Origin of the sequence: Brucella pseudogrignonensis (assembly GCF_032190615.1) — a bacterium.
Taxonomy (GTDB): domain Bacteria; phylum Pseudomonadota; class Alphaproteobacteria; order Rhizobiales; family Rhizobiaceae; genus Brucella; species Brucella pseudogrignonensis_B.
The window spans coordinates 1,167,292-1,188,110 of record NZ_JAVLAT010000001.1 but is presented as its reverse complement, the minus strand read 5'-3'; the positions used below and the strand labels follow the sequence as shown (position 1 = coordinate 1,188,110).

The following is a 20,819-nucleotide window of genomic DNA, read 5'->3' as shown; positions in this document are numbered from 1 at the left end:
TTTTGCTGGTATAGCTTTGGACCCGAAATTCGCTCAGTTGGTTGCTTTGCAGTGAAGCGAATTTCTGGTCCGCCATACTAGTGACTGGGATGCAGGCATTCGTCATGATTGCCGAGAATTTCGATCACCCGGCACTGATCAATGCGACCATGGGCCGTGCAGTCAAGCATCCGTAACAGCTCGGTTTTTAATGACATCAGTTTTGCAATGCGATGCTCGACATCGATCAGGCGCGCGCGTGCAATAGAATCAGCTGCCGCACATGACTGGTCGGGATTGTCCTGAAGGTCTAAAAGTGTACGGATCGCATCCACTTCAAAGCCCAGATCACGCGCATGGCGGATGAATAACAGCCGCTGAATATCGGCGTTGTCATAGAGGCGGCGATTGCCTTCCGTGCGCGGTGGCACGGGTAAAAGCCCGATTTGCTCGTAATAACGGATAGTTGGCACTTTCACACCGCTGGCTTTCGATGCTTCGCCAATCGGAACATTGGTCATCATTTTTTCACTTGCTCCTCTAGTCACTAGAGGATGTAGACCTTGTTTCGGACATTTCAAGTGCGATCTCGCTAGGGGCAGGCTATGAACGAAATTCTGACACAAAACCGGTTTCGCGTGGAAGGTATGGATTGCGCTTCTTGCGCAATGAAGATCGATACAGCGGTGCGCCGGGTTTCGGGCGTGGAGGATGTTTCCGTATCGGTGACAACAGGCATGATGACGGTGCGCCATGATGGCAGCAGCGACCTGGAAAGCGTTGCCAAAAAGGTGCGCAGCCTTGGTTATGGCATCGAACCATTGGCTGACGAAAAAGCGCCTGCCAAGCATGAGCATCACGATCACGATCATGATCATGCAGGCTGCAGCGGCCATGATCATGATAAGCACGACCACGATCATCATGACCACGCTCATGAGGAACCCGAAGCAACGCAAATTGTAGCCGGTGCGGACAGTTTCCGTTTCCGTGTTGAAGGGATGGATTGTGCGTCCTGTGCGACCAAGATCGATACGGCTGTGCGTCGTGTTGGAGGTGTTCAGGATGTTTCGGTGTCCGTGACCAATGGCACGATGATCGTCAATCATGATGGCTCATCGCTGGCTGATGATATTGCGGCGAAAGTCTCTCAGCTTGGTTATAAGGCCAGTGTACAATCGACCACCGATGCAACTTTGAAGCCACCGGCACGTGTAAAACAAAAGCGCTGGTGGCAGAGCGCTAAGGGCCAGATGATGCTCGCCTGTGGCGGTGGTCTGGTGGTTGCCTATATTGTTGGCCATCTTTATCCGCCGATTGAACTATGGGCCTTTACGGCCGCTATGCTGATCGGTCTGATACCGATTGCAAAACGTGCTTATTCAGCGGCGATCAACGGCACGCCGTTTTCGATTGAAATGCTGATGACGATTGCGGCGATCGGCGCGGTCATTATTGGGGCAACGGAAGAAGCCGCAGCGGTCGTCTTCCTGTTTCTGGTTGGCGAATTGCTGGAAGGTGTGGCGGCTGGCAAGGCGCGTGACAGCATACAGTCGTTGACAGCACTGGTACCCAAAACAGCTTTTCTTGAGAGCAATGGCGAAACGAAAGAAGTGCCAGCGGAAGAGCTGAATGTCGGTGACGTGATTGCGGTGCGTCCCGGCGACCGTATGCCTGCTGATGGCGAGATTATTGCTGGCGAAAGCGCTATTGATGAAGCGCCGGTGACGGGTGAAAGCACGCCGGTTGGCAAAGCCGTGGGCGACAGTGTTTTTGCTGGCACTATTAATGGCGATGGTTTGCTGCGGGTGAAAGTGACAGCCGCAGCGCAGGATAACACGATTGCGCGTGTTGTGCGGCTTGTTGAAGAAGCACAGGAAGCCAAGGCGCCCACAGAGCGTTTCATCAATCGTTTCTCGACCTATTATACGCCGGGTGTGGTTGTTGTTGCGGCCCTGGTTGCTATTCTCCCGCCGCTTGTTGCAGGCGCTGAATGGGGCGAATGGGTCTATAAGGGTCTGGCTATTTTGTTGATCGGCTGCCCCTGTGCGCTGGTTATTTCGACACCTGCGGCCATTGCAGCTTCGCTTTCCTCCGGTGCGCGTCGCGGACTTTTGCTCAAGGGTGGCGCGGTTTTAGAGACCATCGGCAAAATCACGACCGCCTGTTTTGATAAGACCGGTACGTTGACCGAAGGGAAGCCGCAGGTGACGGATGTTCTCGCTGGCGCCCTTTCAGCGGACGAAGTGCTACGTTTGTCTGCCTCGCTTGATGCAGGTTCCAGCCATCCGCTTGCTCTTGCCATTGTGAGCGCATCCGATGCGCGCGGTTTGAAACTCTCACCCGTTTCGACCGGCAAGGCACATGGCGGTAAGGGTGTGTCGGGTGTGGCTGACGGAATTGAGCTGTTTTTGGGTTCGCGCAAGGCTGCCAATGAAATATCGGCTCTTTCGGAAGAGCTGGCAGCACAGATTGCAGCCTGTAATGATGAAGGCAAGACAGTTTCAGTTCTTGTTGCTGATGGAAAAATCGCGGGTGCTATCGCCATGCGTGATGAGCCGCGTGCCGATGCGATTGGCGGGCTAAAGACGCTGAAAGCTGCCGGTATTCGCACCGTTATGCTGACCGGTGATAATCGCCGCACGGCGGAAGCGATTGGCAAGGATCTTGATATTGAGGTGCGTGCCGAACTCCTGCCGGAAGACAAGCAGCGTATCGTTGGCGAGTTTCGCAATGAAGGTCAGATCGTTGCCAAGGTCGGCGACGGCATCAACGATGCGCCAGCACTTGCTGCGGCTGATGTTGGCATCGCTATGGGTGGCGGTACCGACGTGGCGCTGGAAACGGCGGACGCAGCCGTGTTGCATGGTCGTGTGGGTGATGTGGCCGCGATGGTTGATCTCTCCAAGCGGACCATGCGCAATATTCATCAGAACATTGCAATCGCGCTTGGGCTGAAAGCTGTTTTTCTCGTGACGACAGTGCTTGGGATTACCGGCCTCTGGCCGGCGATTCTGGCCGATACGGGCGCAACCGTTCTGGTGACGATCAATGCATTGCGCTTGCTGAGATAGCCTTCTTAGAACGCGCATTTTTAACCGAAAACCGTTTCACACTTTTCGGGATGCGCTCTAAACACAAAACCGGCGAAATTTCCTTCGCCGGTTTTTTTAAAACTTATTCGCCAATCAGATCGCGGATGCGATCACCATATTGCTTGGCAAAGGTGACGTGTTCCGGGTTGATCTGTTTCACTTCATCGACAAGCTGGTCTTCTTCCTCGGCGTCTGCCGCTGCAAGTCCGCTCATCATGGCGAAATAGGCCAGCAGATAATCGCGGGGTGCAATATTTTCCGCCTTCATCACTTCGACCACCTGCGGGCGTGACTCAATGCTTTTGACCATTGAGTCCATTGAAGGTCGCGCATCCAGACCTTCCTCTGCTGTGGGTGAAAGCTGCATTGCCTCAAGCTGGTTATGGATTTTTTCCATACGCGTCAGAAGATCTTCACTCAGCTTGAAATTGTTGATTTCCTCTGGTGTTTTCAGCGGTGTTGCGATTGCAATGATGTCTTCCGCAAAAGCTGATTGAAGGGTTTGCGGCAGCATCACAAGCGAGAGACCCAGCAGGGCTGCGGTCTGGAAGCGTTTCATTGGGAAAATCTTTGTCATGATCGAATCCTAGAATAAATCCTTGCGCTTACGGATTTCCGCAAAAACAGCTTCATCAGTTGCGTTCTGCATCCCAAGGCGGGTGCGAATGCGGGCATCGTGCCAGCGCAGAAACGGATTGGTGGCCATTTCAAGTGCTATGCTTGTGGGTAGCGTCATCTTATCAGCCGCGCGCAGCCGCGCAATCTCGGCGGCTCGTTCTTTCAGGGCTGAATTGTCTGGATCGATTGTGAGGGCAAAACGCGCATTGCTCTGGGTATATTCGTGGCCGCAATAGACTGCCGTGTCGCCCGGAAGGGCCACAAGCTTTTGCAGTGACTGGAACATCGTGCCGGGTGTGCCTTCCAACAGACGTCCACAGCCCAGCGCGAACAGCGTGTCGCCGGTAAACACGACTTTTGCTTCCGGCAAATAGAAGGAAACCTCGCCATTCGTATGGCCGGGCGTGGAGATCACTTTGACTTTGAAAAGCCCGAAGGTGAACGCGTCGCCATCCTGCACGGTGCGGTCAAGCGTCTGAATTTTATCGGCCTCAGCCTTTGGGCCAATGATGCTGACGCCGAATTTGGCTTTGAGTGCCGCATTGCCTTCGACATGGTCGAGGTGATGATGCGTTGTGAAAATGAAATCCAGTGTCCAGCCACAGCGCTTGAGAGCGCTTTCAACGGCTGCGGCATCGGGTGCATCGATTGCCGCCGTCAGATCGCTTTCAGGATCATGAATGAGAACGCCATAATTATCGCTTCGGCAAATGAATTGTTCAATGTCCAGCCTTTTGTCGATTTGGGCCATGGCGTCCTCCCTGATTAACCTTAGTCTTTACGGGCTTCTGGCAAAGTGTGCTTCTGAATAAGCGGCATTTGTAAAAGTGTGAAGACAACGGTGATCGGCATGATGCCCCAGACCTTGAAGGAAACCCAGGCATCGGTCGAAAAATTGCGCCACACGACTTCATTCACCACTGCGAGGAAAATGAAGAACAGGCCCCAACGGAAAGTGAGCTTCCGCCAGCCGTCTGCATCAAGCTTGAAGGCTGAATCAAACACATAGCCGAGCAGGGATTTGCCGAACAGCAGTCCCCCCAGCAGGATTGCGCCAAACAGCGTATTGACGATGGTGGGCTTCATCTTGATGAAGGTGTCGTTGTGCAGCCAAAGCGTCAGCGCACCAAACACCAGAACCACGATGCCGGAGATAAGCGGCATCATCGGCAGAGTGCGTGTCATCGACCATGAAACAGCAAGTGCTATAACGGTCGCAACCATGAACAGGGCGGTTGCCAGAAAGATCGGTTCGCCAATCTGTGCAAGCACCGGAAAACGCTCGATCAGATTTTCACCACGCGCATTGGCGAAGAAAAAAACGAGAAGTGGTCCGAGTTCCAGCGCAAGCTTGAGAGGCGGCGGCACTTCCTTGCGTTCAGCTTCTGTCTTTTGCGAGGGATCGCGTTCAAAAACGGGATGCTCCATCAGGCAACTCCTGCGATGGCGCGGGCAAAATCCTTGGCCGCAAATGGTTCAAGATCATCGACACCTTCGCCGACGCCGATGAAATAGATCGGAAGTTTATGTTTGGCCGAGATTGCGACGAGAATGCCGCCGCGTGCCGTACCGTCCAGTTTGGTCATGACGAGCCCGTTGACGCCAGCGATATTCTTGAAAATCTCAACCTGATTGAGCGCATTCTGTCCGGTGGTGGCATCCAGTGTCTGAAGAATCGTGTGCGGCGCTTCCGGGTCGTGCTTGCCGAGAACGCGGACGATCTTGGCGAGTTCGTCCATCAGTTCGGCCTTGTTCTGCAAACGGCCTGCGGTGTCGATGATCAAAACATCGCTGCCCGCATCTTTCGCCTGTTTCCATGCGTCATAGGCAAGGCCAGCGGCGTCCGCGCCAAGCTTGCTTGAAACAACAGGCGAGCCGGTGCGCTCGCCCCAGATATGGAGCTGTTCAATCGCGGCAGCACGGAAAGTATCACCTGCCGCAAGCATGACTTTGAGGCCGCCAGCGGTCAGCTTTGCGGCAAGTTTGCCGATGGTTGTGGTCTTGCCAGTGCCATTGACGCCGACAACCAGAATGACATGCGGTTTATGCGAGAGATCAAGCTCCAAAGGCTTTGCGACTGGCCCAAGCACCTTTTCGATTTCCGCACCCATGATGTTGCGCACTTCTTCGCCAGTCACGTCCTTGCCATAGCGGCCGGATGAGAGCGCATCGGTCACACGCATGGCGGTTTCCAGCCCAAGATCGGCCTGAATGAGCACGTCTTCGAGATCCTGCAAGGTGTCTTCATCAAGCTTGCGCTTGGTGAAAATGCTGCCAATGGAATCACTCAATGAATTCGATGAACGCAGCAGACCGCGACGCAGCCGCTCAAACCACGAAAGCTTTGGTTCAGGCGCAGCCTCAACCGGTGCTTCGTCCCGATGTTCTTCAACGGCCTTGGCGACCTTGACCTTTTTGGGCTTTACCGGCTCTGGCTGAGGTGACGGCTCGACCGTTTCCTCCCCCAAAGTCTCTGAAGATTCTGCGACTTCGGGTTCAGCAGCAGGTTCCTGCTCTGGTTCGACAACTGCTTCCGGCGCTGGCATTTCCACCACGATCGGTTCCATCACCGGAGGTTGTTCAATCGGAATTTCGATTTCGGCAACCGGATGTTCGATCACAGCATCGGGTTCTTCAACCGGCTCAGGAACGACCGCAGGTGCTTCCGGTTCGGCAACGACCACTTCAGCAGCAGGAGTTTCAGCTTTTTCAAGCGCTTCGACGGCTTCAGGAAGCGCTGCTTCCACAGCATCAGGGGCCGGTTGTTCGACCGGCTTTTCTTCAACCTCCTTCTTGCCGAAGGAGAACATTTTCTTGATGAAACCCATTGCCATGAATTTTAATGCCTTGTTTAAGCCGCTTTGGGCTCTGCCTGACGGGTGAGAAGTTTTTCACCGTCATGCCCCGTCACAATTCGTTCGATAATTTCGCCAGCATTGCCTTGATCCACAGCGGCCAGCGTAAAGCCTTCCGTGCGGGCAATGCCTTCCTTCTCGATCAACAGGCGCTGGTGAGTGCCGTTGAGAGAAGCGAGGTGTTTTTCATAAGCCTTGTCGCCCACAGCGCGCAGCCTTTTTGCGCGATCTTTGACGATGTCGCGCCTGACCTGCGGCATACGCGCAGCCGGTGTGCCTTCGCGGGCACTGTAAGGGAAGACGTGCAAATGCGTCAGTCCGCATTCCTCAACGATCTTCATCGAATTTGCAAACATCTCTTCGGTTTCGGTCGGGAAACCGGCGATGATGTCGGCACCGAACACAATGTCAGGGCGAAGAGCGCGTACATCTGCGCAGAAGCGGATGGAATCATCGCGCAGATGGCGGCGCTTCATGCGCTTTAAAATCATGTCATCGCCCGCCTGAAGCGACAGATGCAAATGCGGCATCAGGCGCTTTTCATTGGCGATTGCATCCATCAGGTCTTCGTCCGCCTCAATTGAATCAATGGATGACAGACGCAGGCGCTGCAAATCCGGCACCTGAGCGAGAACGGTTTTCACCAGCTTACCAAGGCGTAAGCTACCCGGCAGATCGGGACCATAAGAGGTCATGTCCACGCCGGTGAGCACGACTTCGGCATAACCATTATCGACAAGGCGTTTGACCTGATCGACCACGCCGCCCATCGGCACCGAACGCGAATTGCCGCGGCCATAAGGGATAATGCAGAAGGTGCAGCGATGATCGCAACCATTCTGCACCTGCACAAATGCGCGGGCGCGGCCTTCAATGGCATCGACCATGTGGCTCGCGGTTTCGCGCACTTCCATAATCTCGTTGACGCGGACTTTCTCAAACTGGTTTACGCCGAAATCAGGCAGCATGCGGTAGGAGTTGGATTTCAGTTTTTCCTCATTGCCCAGAATGAGGTCGACTTCGTCCATGGCTTCGAATTTGGCCGATTCCGTTTGTGCGGCACAGCCCGTCACAATGATGCGCGCTTGCGGATTATCGCGGCGCGCTTTGCGGATGGCCTGACGGGCCTGACGTACGGCTTCCGATGTGACCGCACAGGTGTTGAAGATGATCGCGCCATCTTTCAACTCGCCAAGGCCAGCACTATCGGCTTCGCGTTTCATCACCTCGGATTCATAGGTGTTGAGCCGGCATCCGAAGGTTACGACTTCTACAGCCATCAGGCAGCTCCCCGGCTCGTCTTTGGGGCGTACTCCCATGCGCCGGTTGCAGGATCAAATGTGCCGTCGAATTCCCATTCGGCAGGGCCGGTCATCATGACGTGATCATCCTCGCGCCATTCGATTTTAAGCGGGCCGCCGGGGACATGGACGGTGACATTGCGTTCAGTGCGGCCCGTGCGTGCGCCTGAAACAGCGGCAGCGCAGGCGGCAGAACCGCAAGCGCGGGTAATGCCTGCACCACGTTCCCATGTGCGCAGATTCATGCTGTCGCGCGATGTGATTTGCGCGATGGAAATATTAGCACGCTCGGGGAAAATCGGGTCATGTTCCAGTGCCGGACCATATTGATCGAGCGCATAGGACCAGACATCGTTTTCGACCCAGAAGATCGCATGCGGATTGCCCATCGATGCAATCGACGGCGCTTGCAGAACAGGCGCATCGGCAGGGCCAGCAGACAGATCAATGGCGCGGGTGTCGTCCACTTCATGGGCGAGGGGGATTTCCTTCCAGCCGAAATGCGGCTTGCCCATATCGACCGTGATCAGCCCGTCTTCGTGTTGATTGGCAGTTAGAATGCCTGCCAGGGTCTGGAAAGTGTAATCCTGCTTGCCGCTTTCATTGGAAAGCCACTGCACAACGCAGCGTGTGCCGTTGCCACAAGCTTGCGCTTGCGTGCCATCGCAATTGATGATCTCAATGTAATGATCGGTGCCGGGCGTTTTTGGATCATGGATCGCCATGATCTGATCGAACGAGGTGGCTTCGTCACCGGCCAAACGGATTGCAGCAGCCGGTGCGATGTGATCGCCGCGCCCGCGCATATCGGCAACAATGATCTTGTTGCCTAGTCCGTTCATTTTGGCGAAGATAGCCTTACTCATTGCTGGTTCTGGATCCCGTATATTCTGGAAAGTTTCTGGAGCGCATTTCGATCTGATTTGATCCGATCCGCGCTCCAACTTATTCCTTCAAGCCACATCTTAGTCCGAAAACCGTTTCACACTTTTCGGGATGCGCCTTATATGGCGGAAAAGCCCACAAATTGCCAGTACCGGCGCACTATTGGCGGCACTGGTGTTTGATGGGCTTCATTATTGATCGCAATTTCTTCAAAAACTGTGTCCTTCCTGTGCCATTCCAAAAATTTCTAAGCCATTTCAAGCGTTATTGACGCTGGTAGGTTAAATTCACAGCTGACTACTGTTGATTTTTTAACCATATCGCCATTTTATCGGTGCAATATTGTTTTAGCTCGAGCTTTCAAACTCGATGATACGAGGGGCACTTCCCCAAAATAGTCAGCCCCAGGATGTCTTAGAAAGACGACTTAGGAATTGGAGAACCAGATGGGAATTTCAAAAGCAAGTTTGCTCAGCATTGCTGCAGCGGGTGCTATTCTGGCTGGTTGCCAGAGCTCGCGGGTTGGAGGCTTTGACAACAATATGTCGCCACCACCACCAGCGCCGCTGCGCTCTGCTCCTGTCAGTTCCGTACAGTCCGGCAATCTGGATGCTCCAAATTCGTTCCCGACTGCGCCTGCAACCGACATGTCGCAGTCAGAAGCTGGTACGCAGGTGGCAAGCCTTCCGCCCGAATCAGCGCCTGATCTGACACCGGGTAAGGTCGCTGGTGTATGGAATGCGTCACTTGCCGGTCAGCAGTGTAAGATTGCAACGCCGCAGACCAAATATGGTCAGGGTTTCCGCGCTGGTCCACTGCGCTGCCCGGGTGAACTGGGTAGCCTCGCCTCATGGGCAGTCAATGGCAAGCAGCTATCGCTCTATGACGCGAATGGCGGCACGGTCGCGACACTTTATTCGTCCGGTCAGGGTCGCTTCGATGGTCAGACCACAAGCGGACAGTCTGTTTCGCTGTCGCGCTGATCAGGCACTTGAGTTAAAGACAGGCGGGGCAGTCGCAAGACGCTCCGCCTTTTCTGCAATTAGGCGGTTGGACAAGCTATCATGTCTTTCGACGGTAATCTGAAGGCGTTCCCATCGGTTCGCGAGCAATATGATGCGCTGGTCAGAGCTGGCGAGGTTGATTCCGATCCTGCACAGCTTGAGCTGACCGCGCGCTATGACCGGCTGATCGAGGAAATCTGCACCAAGCGTCTGTCGCGCAAATCGAGCGCGCTTGGCTGGCTGTTTGGCAAGCGCAAGGAAATTGCCACCGTCAAAGGGCTTTATGTTCACGGTGAAGTGGGCCGCGGCAAAACCATGCTGATGGATATGTTCTTTCAGCTTTTGCCGGTTGAACGTAAACGCCGTGTGCATTTCAATGATTTTATGGCGGATGCGCATGAGCGGATCAATGCGCATCGTCAGGCTTTGAAGCGGGGCGAAACCAAGCAGGAAGATCCGATACCACCCGTTGCGGAAGCCTTAGCGCAGCAGGCATGGGTGCTGTGCTTTGACGAATTTACCGTCACAGATATTGCCGATGCGATGATCCTGTCGCGCCTGTTCAATGCTCTGTTTGCCCATGGTGTGGTGCTGATTGCAACGTCTAACGTTGCGCCTGACAATCTCTATCGAGACGGACTGAACCGCCAGCTGTTTCTGCCATTCGTTGATATTCTGAAAAAGCATGTCGATGTGATCAATCTTGATTCCCGCACGGATTACCGACTGGAAAAGCTTGACCGTCAGCCGGTTTATCTGACGCCGCTCAATTCCGAGACCACTAAGCGTATGGATGCGGCCTGGACGGCCCATAAGGATGGTCAGCAAGAACAGCCAGACGTTATTCATATCAAGGGTCGCGATATTGTCGTTCGTCAGGCCGTACCGGGGGCCGCACGTTTCACCTTTGACGAGCTTTGCGCGCAGCCGCTTGCAGCCAATGATTATATCGCGATTGTTTCACGCTATCAGACGCTGTTCATTGACGATGTGCCGGTGCTTGATCTTTCACGCCGCAATGAGGCCAAGCGCTTCATTTTGCTGATTGACGTGCTTTATGATCATCACGCACGGCTTTTTGTTTCCGCCGAAGCGCAGCCTGAAAAGCTCTATCAGGCAAAACAAGGGGTGGAAGCCTTCGAGTTTGACCGCACAGCATCGCGCCTGTTTGAAATGCAGAGCGCGGAATATCTCGATGCATTTTCTGAAAAATCAACAGGCTGAGACGGATCGCATTCCTTTCCTTTTGAGATGCGATCTATCATCGAACTGCCACAGACTCGACTTATAGCATTCGCGGGCTATGTTAACGCAACGTAGCTTGGTTGGGATGCGGTTTTCGTTTAATCGATTGTACTCCCCAGCAGAACCAATGTGCGGACGCGCTGTCTCGTTTCCGGGGATATGAAACAGCCGGACGAAGAGACTCATTTGCCCCGAATTTGCCAAAATGTCTTACGTTTACGTAAGTCCATATAAATCTAACCGATTGAAAACATTGGTCGCAAAATAATGAGTTGAGTTTTTTTTGAAAGAGTCCTATCGAACCCTCGCAGCGCAGACGCGTTTTCCGGGAGGAAACCGGATAGCTTCATGCGTTTCTGGATCAAACTTGAGGAAAGAAACAATCATGGCACGCAACAAGATTGCCCTCATCGGCTCCGGTATGATCGGCGGCACGCTCGCTCATCTTGCTGGTCTGAAGGAACTCGGCGACGTCGTCCTTTTCGATATTGCGGAAGGTACTCCGCAGGGTAAGGGACTGGATATTGCAGAATCTTCACCGGTTGACGGTTTTGATGCGAAGTTCACCGGTGCAAACGACTATGCCGCAATCGAAGGCGCAGACGTTGTCATCGTCACCGCAGGCGTGCCGCGTAAGCCGGGCATGAGCCGCGATGATCTTCTGGGTATCAACCTGAAGGTCATGGAACAGGTCGGCGCAGGCATCAAGAAATACGCTCCTGAAGCTTTCGTTATCTGCATCACCAACCCGCTTGATGCGATGGTCTGGGCTTTGCAGAAGTTCTCCGGTCTGCCAGCGCACAAGGTTGTCGGCATGGCTGGCGTTCTCGATAGCGCCCGTTTCCGCTACTTCCTGTCGGAAGAATTCAACGTGTCGGTCGAAGACGTCACTGCATTCGTGCTTGGTGGCCACGGCGACTCTATGGTTCCGCTCGCTCGTTACTCGACCGTTGCCGGTATCCCGCTGCCAGACCTCGTCAAGATGGGCTGGACCACACAGGAAAAGCTCGACAAGATCATTCAGCGTACCCGTGATGGCGGTGCAGAAATCGTCGGCCTGCTCAAGACTGGTTCGGCTTTCTACGCACCTGCTTCTTCGGCAATCGCGATGGCTGAATCGTATCTCAAGGACAAGAAGCGCGTTCTGCCAGTCGCAGCACAGCTGACCGGTCAGTATGGCGTCAAGGACATGTATGTCGGCGTTCCAACCGTAATCGGCGCCAATGGCGTTGAACGTATTATCGAGATTGATCTCGATAAGAGCGAGCAGGCCGAGTTCGAAAAGTCGGTCGCTTCGGTTGCCGGTCTTTGTGAAGCTTGCGTCGGTATCGCTCCGTCACTGAAATAAGTTCCAGATCAGGCCGGATGGCTACGCATACGCAGTCCCGGCCTTTTCCGGCTGTTAATCCGCAGAGGACAACCAGATGAATATTCACGAATATCAGGCCAAGCGCCTGCTCCATACCTTCGGCGCACCGATCGCCAATGGTGTGGCTGTTTATTCCGTCGAACAGGCGGAAGAATGGGCAAAGACGCTTCCAGGCCCGCTTTATGTCGTCAAGAGCCAGATCCATGCTGGTGGACGCGGCAAGGGCAAGTTCAAAGAACTCGGTCCTGATGCAAAGGGCGGCGTTCGTCTTGCAAAGTCGATCGAAGAAGTTGTTTCCCATGCCAAGGAAATGCTCGGCAACACGCTCGTGACCAAGCAGACAGGCGAAGCTGGCAAGCAGGTCAACCGTCTTTACATCGAAGATGGTGCAGACATTGCGCGTGAGCTTTATCTCTCGGTCCTCATCGACCGCACGGTTGGTCGTCCTGCTTTCGTCGTTTCGACCGAAGGCGGTATGGACATTGAAGCTGTTGCTGAAGAAACGCCAGAAAAGATCATCACCGTTGCTATCGATCCTGCCAAGGGCGTGACCGATGAAGACGCCAACAAGCTCGCTGATGCGTTAGAGCTTAAGGATGCAGCGCGTGAAGACGGCCTCAAGCTGTTCCCGATCCTCTACAAGGCATTCACCGAGAAGGATATGAGCCTTCTGGAAATCAACCCACTGATCGTCATGACCGATGGCCGTGTGCGTGTTCTCGATGCCAAGGTATCGTTCGACGGCAATGCATTGTTCCGTCATCCTGACATTCAGGAATTGCGCGATTTGTCGGAAGAAGACGAAAAGGAAATCGAAGCTTCCAAGCACGATCTCGCTTACGTCGCTCTTGATGGCAACATCGGCTGCATGGTCAACGGTGCAGGCCTTGCCATGGCAACCATGGACATCATCAAGCTTTACGGTGCTGAGCCAGCTAACTTCCTCGACGTTGGTGGCGGCGCTTCCAAGGAAAAGGTTACGGCTGCGTTCAAGATCATCACCGCTGATCCGGCTGTTCAGGGCATTCTGGTCAACATCTTCGGTGGGATCATGAAGTGCGACGTGATCGCCGAAGGCGTTATCGCTGCCGTTAAGGAAGTTGGCCTCAAGGTTCCTCTGGTTGTCCGTCTTGAAGGCACCAATGTTGAGCTTGGCAAGAAGATCATCAACGAGAGCGGCCTGAATGTTATTTCGGCTGACGATCTCGACGATGCGGCGCAGAAAATCGTCGCTGCAGTGAAGGGAAACTAAGGCATGTCCATTCTCGTTAACAAGGACACCAAGGTTCTCGTACAGGGCCTGACCGGCAAGACCGGTACTTTCCACACCGAACAGGCGCTTGCTTATTACGGCACGCAGATGGTCGGCGGTATCCACCCGAAAAAGGGTGGCGAAACCTGGGAAGGTTCGAAAGGCGAAAAGCTTCCGATCTTCGCAACTGTTGCAGAAGCTAAGGAACGCACAGGTGCAGACGCATCGGTGATCTATGTTCCGCCAGCAGGTGCAGCCGATGCCATCATCGAAGCCATTGAGGCTGAAGTCGGCTTCATCGTCTGCATCACCGAAGGCATTCCGGTCATGGACATGGTTCGCGTCAAGGAGCGTCTGGAACGCTCGAAGTCGCGCCTGCTTGGACCAAACTGCCCAGGCATCCTGACCCCTGAAGAATGCAAGATCGGCATTATGCCGGGCAATATCTTCAAGAAGGGTTCGGTGGGTGTTGTTTCGCGCTCCGGTACGCTTACCTATGAAGCAGTGTTCCAGACTTCGAACGAAGGCCTCGGCCAGACCACTGCTGTTGGTATCGGCGGTGATCCGGTCAAGGGCACCGAGTTCATCGACGTGTTGGAAATGTTCCTCGCCGACGACGAAACCAAGTCGATCGTCATGATCGGTGAAATCGGTGGCTCCGCTGAAGAAGAAGCAGCGCAGTTCCTGAAGGACGAAGCAAAGCGCGGTCGCAAGAAGCCAATGGTTGGCTTTATCGCTGGCCGTACGGCTCCTGCCGGACGCACCATGGGCCATGCTGGCGCCGTGATCTCGGGCGGCAAGGGCGGCGCAGAAGACAAGATTGCAGCCATGGAATCGGCTGGCATTCGCGTGTCTCCTTCGCCAGCACAGCTCGGCAAGACGCTGGTTGAAGTCCTCAAGGGCTGAGACTGCGTTATTGATTGAAATGAACCGGCAGTGGCGAAAGCCGCTGCCGGGTTTAATATACCAGCCGCAGCGGTCGGTTTAAGAGAATGTCAGGCTTTGGCCATCATTCTTCCGCAGGAATAGAGTTCGCGATTGAGTTATGCCGGGGTCTGTTGTGGTTCCTCCCCGGCGGCGTGAGGGATGAAGGTCAAAAGCTTCCGGCCCGCGCATGATGAGCCACTACAAGGAGACGGAGCGGAGGCTCCGGATTAGGTTATGGCAAGGCAAGAACAAGCCAACGACGTTTTCGCCCTTACCTCGTTCCTCTATGGCGGCAATGCCGACTATATTGAGGAGCTCTATGCCAAGTACGAGGATGATCCTAACTCGGTCGATGCCGAGTGGCGCGATTTCTTCGCACAGCTGAAGGACGATGCCGACGATGTGCGTAAAAACGCACAGGGCGCAAGCTGGACCCGCAAGAACTGGCCAATTCAGGCCAATGGCGAGCTGATTTCGGCACTCGACGGCAACTGGGCTGAAGTTGAAAAGCATGTCACCGACAAGCTCAAGGGCAAGGCTGCAAAGGGCGATGCAAAAGCGTCTGCTCCGGCATTGACATCCGAAGAGATTGCACAGGCTGCACGCGATAGCGTTCGCGCCATCATGATGATCCGCGCATTCCGTATGCGTGGCCATTTGCATGCCAATCTTGATCCGCTCGGTCTTGCTGAAAAGCCGAATGATTTCAGCGAACTTGATCCGGCAACCTATGGCTTCACGCCTGCCGATTACGATCGCAAGATCTTCATCGATAATGTTCTTGGTCTAGAATACGCGACCGTTCCGCAGATGCTTGAAATTCTCAAGCGCACCTATTGCGGCAATATCGGCGTTGAATTCATGCATATTTCCGATCCGGTCGAAAAGGCCTGGATTCAGGAACGCATCGAAGGCCCGGATAAAGGCTATGCTTTCACCGCTGAAGGCAAGAAGGCCATTCTGTCGAAGCTGATTGAAGCCGAAGGCTTTGAACAGTTCATTGACGTCAAGTACAAGGGCACCAAGCGTTTTGGTCTTGATGGCGGTGAATCGCTGATCCCGGCATTGGAACAGATCGTCAAGCGCGGCGGTCAGATGGGCCTCAAGGAAGTCGTGCTCGGCATGGCGCACCGTGGTCGTCTGAACGTGTTGTCCCAGGTTATGGGCAAGCCGCACCGCGCAATTTTCCACGAATTCAAGGGCGGCTCCTATGCGCCTGACGATGTGGAAGGTTCGGGCGACGTGAAGTACCATCTTGGTGCGTCGTCGGACCGCGAGTTCGATGGCAACAAGGTTCACCTTTCGCTGACTGCCAACCCGTCGCACCTTGAAATCGTCAACCCGGTTGTCATGGGCAAGGCACGCGCCAAGCAGGATCTGCTCGTTGGCCGTACCCGCGACGATATGGTGCCACTGACTGAACGCGCAAAGGTTCTGCCGCTGCTGCTGCACGGCGATGCTGCTTTCGCAGGTCAGGGTGTTGTTGCCGAGTGTCTCGGTCTTTCGGGTCTGAAGGGTCACCGCGTTGGCGGTACACTGCACTTCATCATCAACAACCAGATCGGTTTCACCACCAATCCGGCCTTCTCGCGTTCGTCGCCTTATCCATCGGACGTGGCGAAGATGATTGAAGCGCCGATCTTCCACGTCAATGGTGACGATCCAGAAGCGGTTGTCTTCGCAGCGAAAGTTGCGATGGAATTCCGCATGATCTTCCACAAGCCTGTTGTTGTGGACATGTTCTGCTATCGCCGCTTTGGTCACAATGAAGGTGACGAACCTTCATTCACTCAGCCATTGATGTATAAGGAAATCCGTGCGCACAAGACAACTGTTCAGCTTTACAGCGACAAGCTGATTGCTGAAGGTTTGCTGGCACAGGCTGACATCGACAAGATGAAGGCTGACTGGCGCGAAAAGCTTGAGCAGGAATTTGAAGCGGGTCAGAGCTATAAGCCAAACAAGGCTGACTGGTTTGACGGTGCGTGGAGTGGCCTGCGTACGGCAGACAATGCCGACGAACAGCGCCGCGGCAAGACCGGCGTTCCGATCAAGACACTCAAGGAAATCGGCAAGAAGCTTGTTGAAGTGCCAAAGGACTTCAATGTCCATCGCACGATCCAGCGCTTCCTCGATAATCGCGCCAAGATGATCGAAACGGGTGAAGGCATCGATTGGGCAACTGCTGAATCGCTGGCATTTGGTTCCCTGGTTTCCGAAGGCAGCCCAATCCGCCTGTCCGGTCAGGACGTGGAACGCGGCACCTTCTCGCAGCGCCACACGGTTCTCTATGATCAGGAAACCCAGAACCGCTATATCCCGCTGAACAACATTCAGAAGGGGCAGGCGATCTACGAAGCCATCAACTCGATGCTTTCGGAAGAAGCTGTGCTCGGCTACGAATATGGTTATTCGCTGTCCGATCCACGTGCTCTGGTTCTCTGGGAAGCCCAGTTCGGTGATTTCGCCAACGGTGCGCAGGTCGTGTTCGATCAGTTCATCTCGTCGGGTGAACGCAAATGGCTGCGTATGTCGGGTCTCGTCTGCCTTCTGCCACATGGCTATGAAGGTCAGGGTCCTGAGCATTCGTCGGCGCGTCTTGAGCGTTATCTCCAGCTTTGTGCGGAAGATAACATGCAGGTTGCCAACGTTACCACGCCGGCTAACTACTTCCACATTCTGCGCCGTCAGATGAAGCGTGACTTCCGTAAGCCGCTGATCATGATGACGCCAAAGTCGCTGCTGCGCCACAAGCGTGCTGTGTCGAGCCTCAACGAACTGTCGGGCGATTCCTCGTTCCACCGTCTGCTTTGGGATGATGCGCAGTACAACAAGGGCGATGAAGGCATTAAGCTTCAAAAGGATGCCAAGATCCGCCGCGTCGTTCTGTGCTCGGGTAAGGTCTATTACGATCTTTACGAAGAGCGCGAAAAGCGTGGCATCGATGATGTCTATCTGCTGCGTGTCGAACAGCTTTACCCGTTCCCGGCAAAGGCGCTCATCAATGAGCTGTCTCGCTTCCGTCAGGCAGAAATCGTCTGGTGTCAGGAAGAGCCGAAGAACATGGGTGCGTGGTCGTTCATCGATCCGTATCTGGAATGGGTTCTTGCACATATCGACGCAAAGCATCAGCGCGTTCGCTACACCGGTCGTCCGGCAGCGGCGTCGCCTGCAACGGGTCTGATGTCGAAGCACCTTGCGCAGCTTGAAGCTTTCCTCGAGGATGCGCTCGGAAACTAATTGAATTGTCAGTAAGAAGCGGTTTGAAAAAGCCGCTTCATCCTGAGTTGAACATAAATCTAAAGATCGAAGATCACGGAAGAAGAAACCATGGCCACCGAAATTCGCGTTCCCACGCTTGGGGAGTCCGTTACTGAGGCAACCATCGGAAAGTGGTTCAAGAAGGTTGGCGACGCAATCGCTGCTGACGAACCGCTGGTGGAACTGGAAACCGACAAGGTGACAATTGAAGTTCCAGCTGTGGCTGCGGGTGTTTTGGCTGAAATCGTGGCGCAGGAAGGCGACACTGTTGAGGTGAACGCACTGCTCGGCCAGATTTCCGGCGAGGGCTCCGCTCCTGCCCCTAAGAAGGAAGAAGCCAAGCCAGCAGCAGCTGCTGCTCCGGCGGCGGCGCCTGTTGCTTCCGCATCGTCGGGTCCAGCCATGCAGCCAGCACCGGCTGCTTCCAAGCTTCTCGCTGAAAAAGGCCTTTCGGCTGATCAGGTTGATGGCTCGGGCAAGCGCGGTCAGGTTCTCAAGGGCGACGTTCTCGACGCAATTGCTAAAGGCGTTTCGGCTGCTCCAGCGGCAGCTGCGCCTGTTGCTGCACGTCCTGCTTCGTCGGCTGACGATGCTCCGCGCGAAGAACGCGTGAAGATGACCCGTCTGCGCCAGACCATTGCCAAGCGCCTTAAGGACGCACAGAACACCGCCGCAATGCTGACGACTTATAACGAAGTCGATATGTCGGCTGTGATGGAGCTTCGCGCTCGTTACAAGGACATTTTTGAGAAGAAGCACGGCGTCAAGCTCGGCTTCATGGGCTTTTTCACGAAGGCTGTGACGCACGCGCTGAAGGAAATCCCAGCTGTTAACGCTGAGATCGACGGCACCGACATCATCTACAAGAACTTTGCGCATGTCGGCATGGCTGTCGGCACCGATAAGGGCCTCGTTGTTCCTGTTATCCGTGATGCCGATCAGATGTCGATTGCTGGCGTTGAAAAGGAACTCGGTCGTCTTGCGAAAGCTGCGCGCGATGGTTCGCTTTCGATGGCTGACATGCAGGGCGGCACCTTCACCATCACCAATGGTGGTGTTTACGGCTCGCTGATGTCTTCGCCGATCCTCAACTCGCCGCAGTCGGGTATTCTCGGCATGCACAAGATTCAGGAGCGCCCGGTTGTTGTCGGCGGCCAGATCGTCATCCGCCCGATGATGTATCTTGCGCTTTCCTATGATCACCGTATCGTTGACGGCAAGGAAGCCGTGACCTTCCTCGTTCGCGTCAAGGAAAGCCTGGAAGATCCAGAACGTCTGGTTCTTGACCTGTAAGGAATAGAGCTATGGAGCCGGGTATCTTTTCCGCGTCGCCTTTTCTCCCGCTGATTGGCTGGAGTGTTGTCTTGCTGGTGGTTCATATCCTCCTGCAGGGTTGGACGGTGACAAGGGAACTCGGCTCCAAATGGAATGCGGGTCCGCGCGATAATGGCTTGAAAGCCTCTGGTCATCTGGCCGGTCGTGCGGAACGCGCGTCCAACAATTTCCGCGAGACCTACCCTGCATTTGTTGCGCTCGCACTTGCGCTTGTGTTCAAGGGCGATGCGGCAACTCTCGGGCTTTATGGTGCGTGGATCTGGTTTATCTGCCGCATCATCTATGTGCCGCTTTACCTGGCGGGTATTCCGTATATCCGCTCGCTGGTCTGGGTCGGTTCGCTGGCCGGGCTTGCACTCATGTTTTTCAATCTGGTTTTTTAGGCGATTTCCTGCATCTGAACGGTGCCGGGCGAAGGAAAAGCGATGCATCCCTATCTGTTTGAACTTGCATCTCTGATGGCGATTTTCGTTTTTGCTATCGTTTCGCCGGGCGCTGATCTGGCGATGGTTATTCGTCAGTCACTGATGCATGGTCGTCGTGAGGCAATCATTACCAGTTTCGGTATTGGCGCTGCACTGATGATGCATGTCACCTATACGGTGCTGGGTCTTGGACTGATTATCTCCAAGTCGATCTATTTGTTTAATATCGTCAAATGGTGCGGTGTGGCCTATCTGGTCTATATCGGCATCAAGGCATTGCGTGCCGGTTCAACCAAGATTGATGTCGATATAAGCACACAGGAAGCGCGTGTTCAGCAGAGTGCACTGAAAGCTTTCAGTCTCGGTTTTGCTGCCAACGCGCTGAACCCCAAAGCCGTGTTCTTCTTCCTTTCGATTTTCTCAACCGTTATCAGTCTGCACACCCCCAATGAAGTGAAGCTCGGCTATGGTGTTGTGATGGCCTCGGCATTGATTTCGTGGTTCATCGGTGTCAGCCTTTTCATGACGACGCCTAAGATGCGCGCGGTGTTCTCGCGTGCTTCAAAATGGATCGACAGGACAAGCGGCGTGGTTTTCATTGCCCTTGGTCTCAAACTTGCCATCGCTAAAGCGCAGTAATCGCTGCCGGATGATTGAGGAGAACCGACAGATGCATGACGTTAAAAAGCTTTTCAAGGTAATGGCTGCATCAGCGCTTGCTGTGACTGTTTTCTCGAGCGCTGCTCAGGCCGCCTGTACGCAGAATCGCGCGACTTATCGCGATCAGGGCGATGCTTACACGCTCACCTTCAACGAGGCGCAGTCGAATGCGCTCAAGATGAGCCCGGCACCGACCAATGAATTCACAATCACTGCTGATGATAAGCCGGATTTCAAATTGTCCGGCCTTGTGATCTGGCCGGAAGAGGGCGTTGCGCGTCCTTATGCGCTGATCACTTATAATTGCAAGAATGGCGGTACTGATCCGGAAGATCTGGATGATTGCAGCCTCTGGCAGAGTGTCGTCTATGCGTTGAAAGAGGGAGCGGAAGCTGATGTCTTGCCAAAGGCCGATGAACCGGCAGCGCAGGCAATTTTGTTTCCCGATCTGGTGTCGGCGCTGGACGGATATGATTTTGGTGCAGCGAAGCCGGATAAGCCGCTTCAGTTTGAAAGCTTCCGCTTTAAATCCTGCACACCTGAGGAATAACCGGATTTCTGGTTGAAAATAGTTGACGAGCCAGGAGTGGCTCAGACGTAAGAAGGAT

18 protein-coding genes are annotated in these 20,819 nt (G+C 54.4%); 11 read left to right on the top strand and 7 right to left on the bottom strand.

What is annotated here, in order from left to right; translation table 11 throughout:
• Positions 1-77: 77 nt before the first annotated feature.
• Positions 78-500: a helix-turn-helix domain-containing protein gene (locus RI570_RS05805; RefSeq protein WP_313828568.1), complete on the bottom strand. Its 423-nt coding sequence runs from the start codon at positions 498-500 to the stop codon at positions 78-80.
• A gap of 96 nt (positions 501-596) precedes the next feature.
• Between RI570_RS05805 and RI570_RS05800 the strand changes: the two genes are divergently transcribed.
• The gene (locus RI570_RS05800; protein ID WP_409558648.1) at positions 597-3,053 is read left to right on the top strand and encodes a heavy metal translocating P-type ATPase; all 2,457 of its coding nucleotides are present in this window, start codon (positions 597-599) and stop codon (positions 3,051-3,053) included.
• 103 nt (positions 3,054-3,156) lie between these two features.
• Here RI570_RS05800 and RI570_RS05795 read toward each other — a convergent pair whose 3' ends face one another.
• From RI570_RS05795 to dapF, 6 genes are read right to left on the bottom strand one after another with little or no spacing between them, the layout of a single operon-like run.
• A complete protein-coding gene (locus tag RI570_RS05795; protein ID WP_313827451.1) occupies positions 3,157-3,651 on the bottom strand; it encodes a hypothetical protein in 495 nt (164 codons plus the stop codon).
• Positions 3,652-3,660: 9 nt separating this feature from the next.
• On the bottom strand, positions 3,661-4,443 hold the full coding sequence (gloB, locus tag RI570_RS05790) for a hydroxyacylglutathione hydrolase (protein ID WP_313827449.1): 783 nt from the start codon (positions 4,441-4,443) through the stop codon (positions 3,661-3,663).
• Positions 4,444-4,463: 20 nt separating this feature from the next.
• Positions 4,464-5,120: a septation protein A gene (locus RI570_RS05785; RefSeq protein ID WP_313827448.1), complete on the bottom strand. Its 657-nt coding sequence runs from the start codon at positions 5,118-5,120 to the stop codon at positions 4,464-4,466.
• Entirely contained in the window at positions 5,120-6,526 is a 1,407-nt protein-coding gene (gene ftsY / locus RI570_RS05780) for a signal recognition particle-docking protein FtsY (RefSeq protein ID WP_313827447.1), read from the bottom strand. The genes RI570_RS05785 and ftsY overlap by 1 nt, the downstream gene beginning before the upstream one ends.
• Positions 6,527-6,543: 17 nt before the next feature.
• Positions 6,544-7,827 carry a tRNA (N(6)-L-threonylcarbamoyladenosine(37)-C(2))-methylthiotransferase MtaB gene (gene mtaB / locus RI570_RS05775; protein WP_313827446.1) on the bottom strand — a complete coding sequence of 428 codons (1,284 nt, stop codon included), beginning with the start codon at positions 7,825-7,827 and terminating at the stop codon, positions 6,544-6,546.
• Positions 7,827-8,714, bottom strand: a complete 888-nt coding sequence (gene dapF, locus RI570_RS05770) for a diaminopimelate epimerase (protein WP_313827445.1) — start codon at positions 8,712-8,714, stop codon at positions 7,827-7,829. The genes mtaB and dapF overlap by 1 nt, the downstream gene beginning before the upstream one ends.
• Before the next feature lie 465 nt (positions 8,715-9,179).
• Between dapF and RI570_RS05765 the strand changes: the two genes are divergently transcribed.
• The 10 genes from RI570_RS05765 (at position 9,180) to RI570_RS05720 (ending at position 20,761) form a co-directional block, all read left to right on the top strand.
• Complete coding sequence (locus RI570_RS05765; protein ID WP_313827444.1) at positions 9,180-9,716, top strand: protease inhibitor Inh/omp19 family protein; 537 nt, start codon at positions 9,180-9,182, stop codon at positions 9,714-9,716.
• An 81-nt stretch (positions 9,717-9,797) separates the two neighbouring features.
• On the top strand, positions 9,798-10,961 hold the full coding sequence (gene zapE / locus RI570_RS05760; RefSeq protein WP_313827442.1) for a cell division protein ZapE: 1,164 nt from the start codon (positions 9,798-9,800) through the stop codon (positions 10,959-10,961).
• A gap of 406 nt (positions 10,962-11,367) precedes the next feature.
• A complete protein-coding gene (gene mdh / locus RI570_RS05755) occupies positions 11,368-12,330 on the top strand; it encodes a malate dehydrogenase (RefSeq protein WP_310013153.1) in 963 nt (320 codons plus the stop codon).
• Positions 12,331-12,406: 76 nt separating this feature from the next.
• On the top strand, positions 12,407-13,603 hold the full coding sequence (gene sucC / locus RI570_RS05750; protein ID WP_313827441.1) for an ADP-forming succinate--CoA ligase subunit beta: 1,197 nt from the start codon (positions 12,407-12,409) through the stop codon (positions 13,601-13,603).
• Positions 13,604-13,606: 3 nt separating this feature from the next.
• Entirely contained in the window at positions 13,607-14,509 is a 903-nt protein-coding gene (gene sucD, locus RI570_RS05745) for a succinate--CoA ligase subunit alpha (protein ID WP_024898520.1), read from the top strand.
• Between the two features lie 255 nt (positions 14,510-14,764).
• Positions 14,765-17,770, top strand: coding sequence for a 2-oxoglutarate dehydrogenase E1 component (locus tag RI570_RS05740; protein WP_313827440.1), 3,006 nt, complete (start codon positions 14,765-14,767; stop codon positions 17,768-17,770).
• Between the two features lie 90 nt (positions 17,771-17,860).
• The gene (odhB, locus tag RI570_RS05735) at positions 17,861-19,084 is read left to right on the top strand and encodes a 2-oxoglutarate dehydrogenase complex dihydrolipoyllysine-residue succinyltransferase (RefSeq protein WP_313827438.1); all 1,224 of its coding nucleotides are present in this window, start codon (positions 17,861-17,863) and stop codon (positions 19,082-19,084) included.
• A gap of 11 nt (positions 19,085-19,095) precedes the next feature.
• Complete coding sequence (locus tag RI570_RS05730; protein ID WP_313827436.1) at positions 19,096-19,509, top strand: MAPEG family protein; 414 nt, start codon at positions 19,096-19,098, stop codon at positions 19,507-19,509.
• Between the two features lie 42 nt (positions 19,510-19,551).
• Entirely contained in the window at positions 19,552-20,190 is a 639-nt protein-coding gene (locus tag RI570_RS05725) for a LysE family translocator (protein WP_313827434.1), read from the top strand.
• Positions 20,191-20,221: 31 nt separating this feature from the next.
• A complete protein-coding gene (locus RI570_RS05720; protein WP_313827433.1) occupies positions 20,222-20,761 on the top strand; it encodes a hypothetical protein in 540 nt (179 codons plus the stop codon).
• Positions 20,762-20,819: the final 58 nt, after the last annotated feature.

Coding starts and splice junctions, on each gene's coding strand:
- mdh (WP_310013153.1), top strand. CDS start 11,368: ATGGCACGCAACAAGATTGCCCTCATCGGCTCCGGTATGATCGGCGGC.
- RI570_RS05795 (WP_313827451.1), bottom strand. CDS start 3,651: ATGACAAAGATTTTCCCAATGAAACGCTTCCAGACCGCAGCCCTGCTG.
- sucC (WP_313827441.1), top strand. CDS start 12,407: ATGAATATTCACGAATATCAGGCCAAGCGCCTGCTCCATACCTTCGGC.
- RI570_RS05765 (WP_313827444.1), top strand. CDS start 9,180: ATGGGAATTTCAAAAGCAAGTTTGCTCAGCATTGCTGCAGCGGGTGCT.
- RI570_RS05740 (WP_313827440.1), top strand. CDS start 14,765: ATGGCAAGGCAAGAACAAGCCAACGACGTTTTCGCCCTTACCTCGTTC.
- dapF (WP_313827445.1), bottom strand. CDS start 8,714: ATGAGTAAGGCTATCTTCGCCAAAATGAACGGACTAGGCAACAAGATC.
- RI570_RS05785 (WP_313827448.1), bottom strand. CDS start 5,120: ATGGAGCATCCCGTTTTTGAACGCGATCCCTCGCAAAAGACAGAAGCT.
- gloB (WP_313827449.1), bottom strand. CDS start 4,443: ATGGCCCAAATCGACAAAAGGCTGGACATTGAACAATTCATTTGCCGA.
- zapE (WP_313827442.1), top strand. CDS start 9,798: ATGTCTTTCGACGGTAATCTGAAGGCGTTCCCATCGGTTCGCGAGCAA.
- RI570_RS05720 (WP_313827433.1), top strand. CDS start 20,222: ATGCATGACGTTAAAAAGCTTTTCAAGGTAATGGCTGCATCAGCGCTT.
- sucD (WP_024898520.1), top strand. CDS start 13,607: ATGTCCATTCTCGTTAACAAGGACACCAAGGTTCTCGTACAGGGCCTG.
- RI570_RS05805 (WP_313828568.1), bottom strand. CDS start 500: ATGACCAATGTTCCGATTGGCGAAGCATCGAAAGCCAGCGGTGTGAAA.
- RI570_RS05730 (WP_313827436.1), top strand. CDS start 19,096: ATGGAGCCGGGTATCTTTTCCGCGTCGCCTTTTCTCCCGCTGATTGGC.
- mtaB (WP_313827446.1), bottom strand. CDS start 7,827: ATGGCTGTAGAAGTCGTAACCTTCGGATGCCGGCTCAACACCTATGAA.
- RI570_RS05725 (WP_313827434.1), top strand. CDS start 19,552: ATGCATCCCTATCTGTTTGAACTTGCATCTCTGATGGCGATTTTCGTT.
- odhB (WP_313827438.1), top strand. CDS start 17,861: ATGGCCACCGAAATTCGCGTTCCCACGCTTGGGGAGTCCGTTACTGAG.
- ftsY (WP_313827447.1), bottom strand. CDS start 6,526: ATGGCAATGGGTTTCATCAAGAAAATGTTCTCCTTCGGCAAGAAGGAG.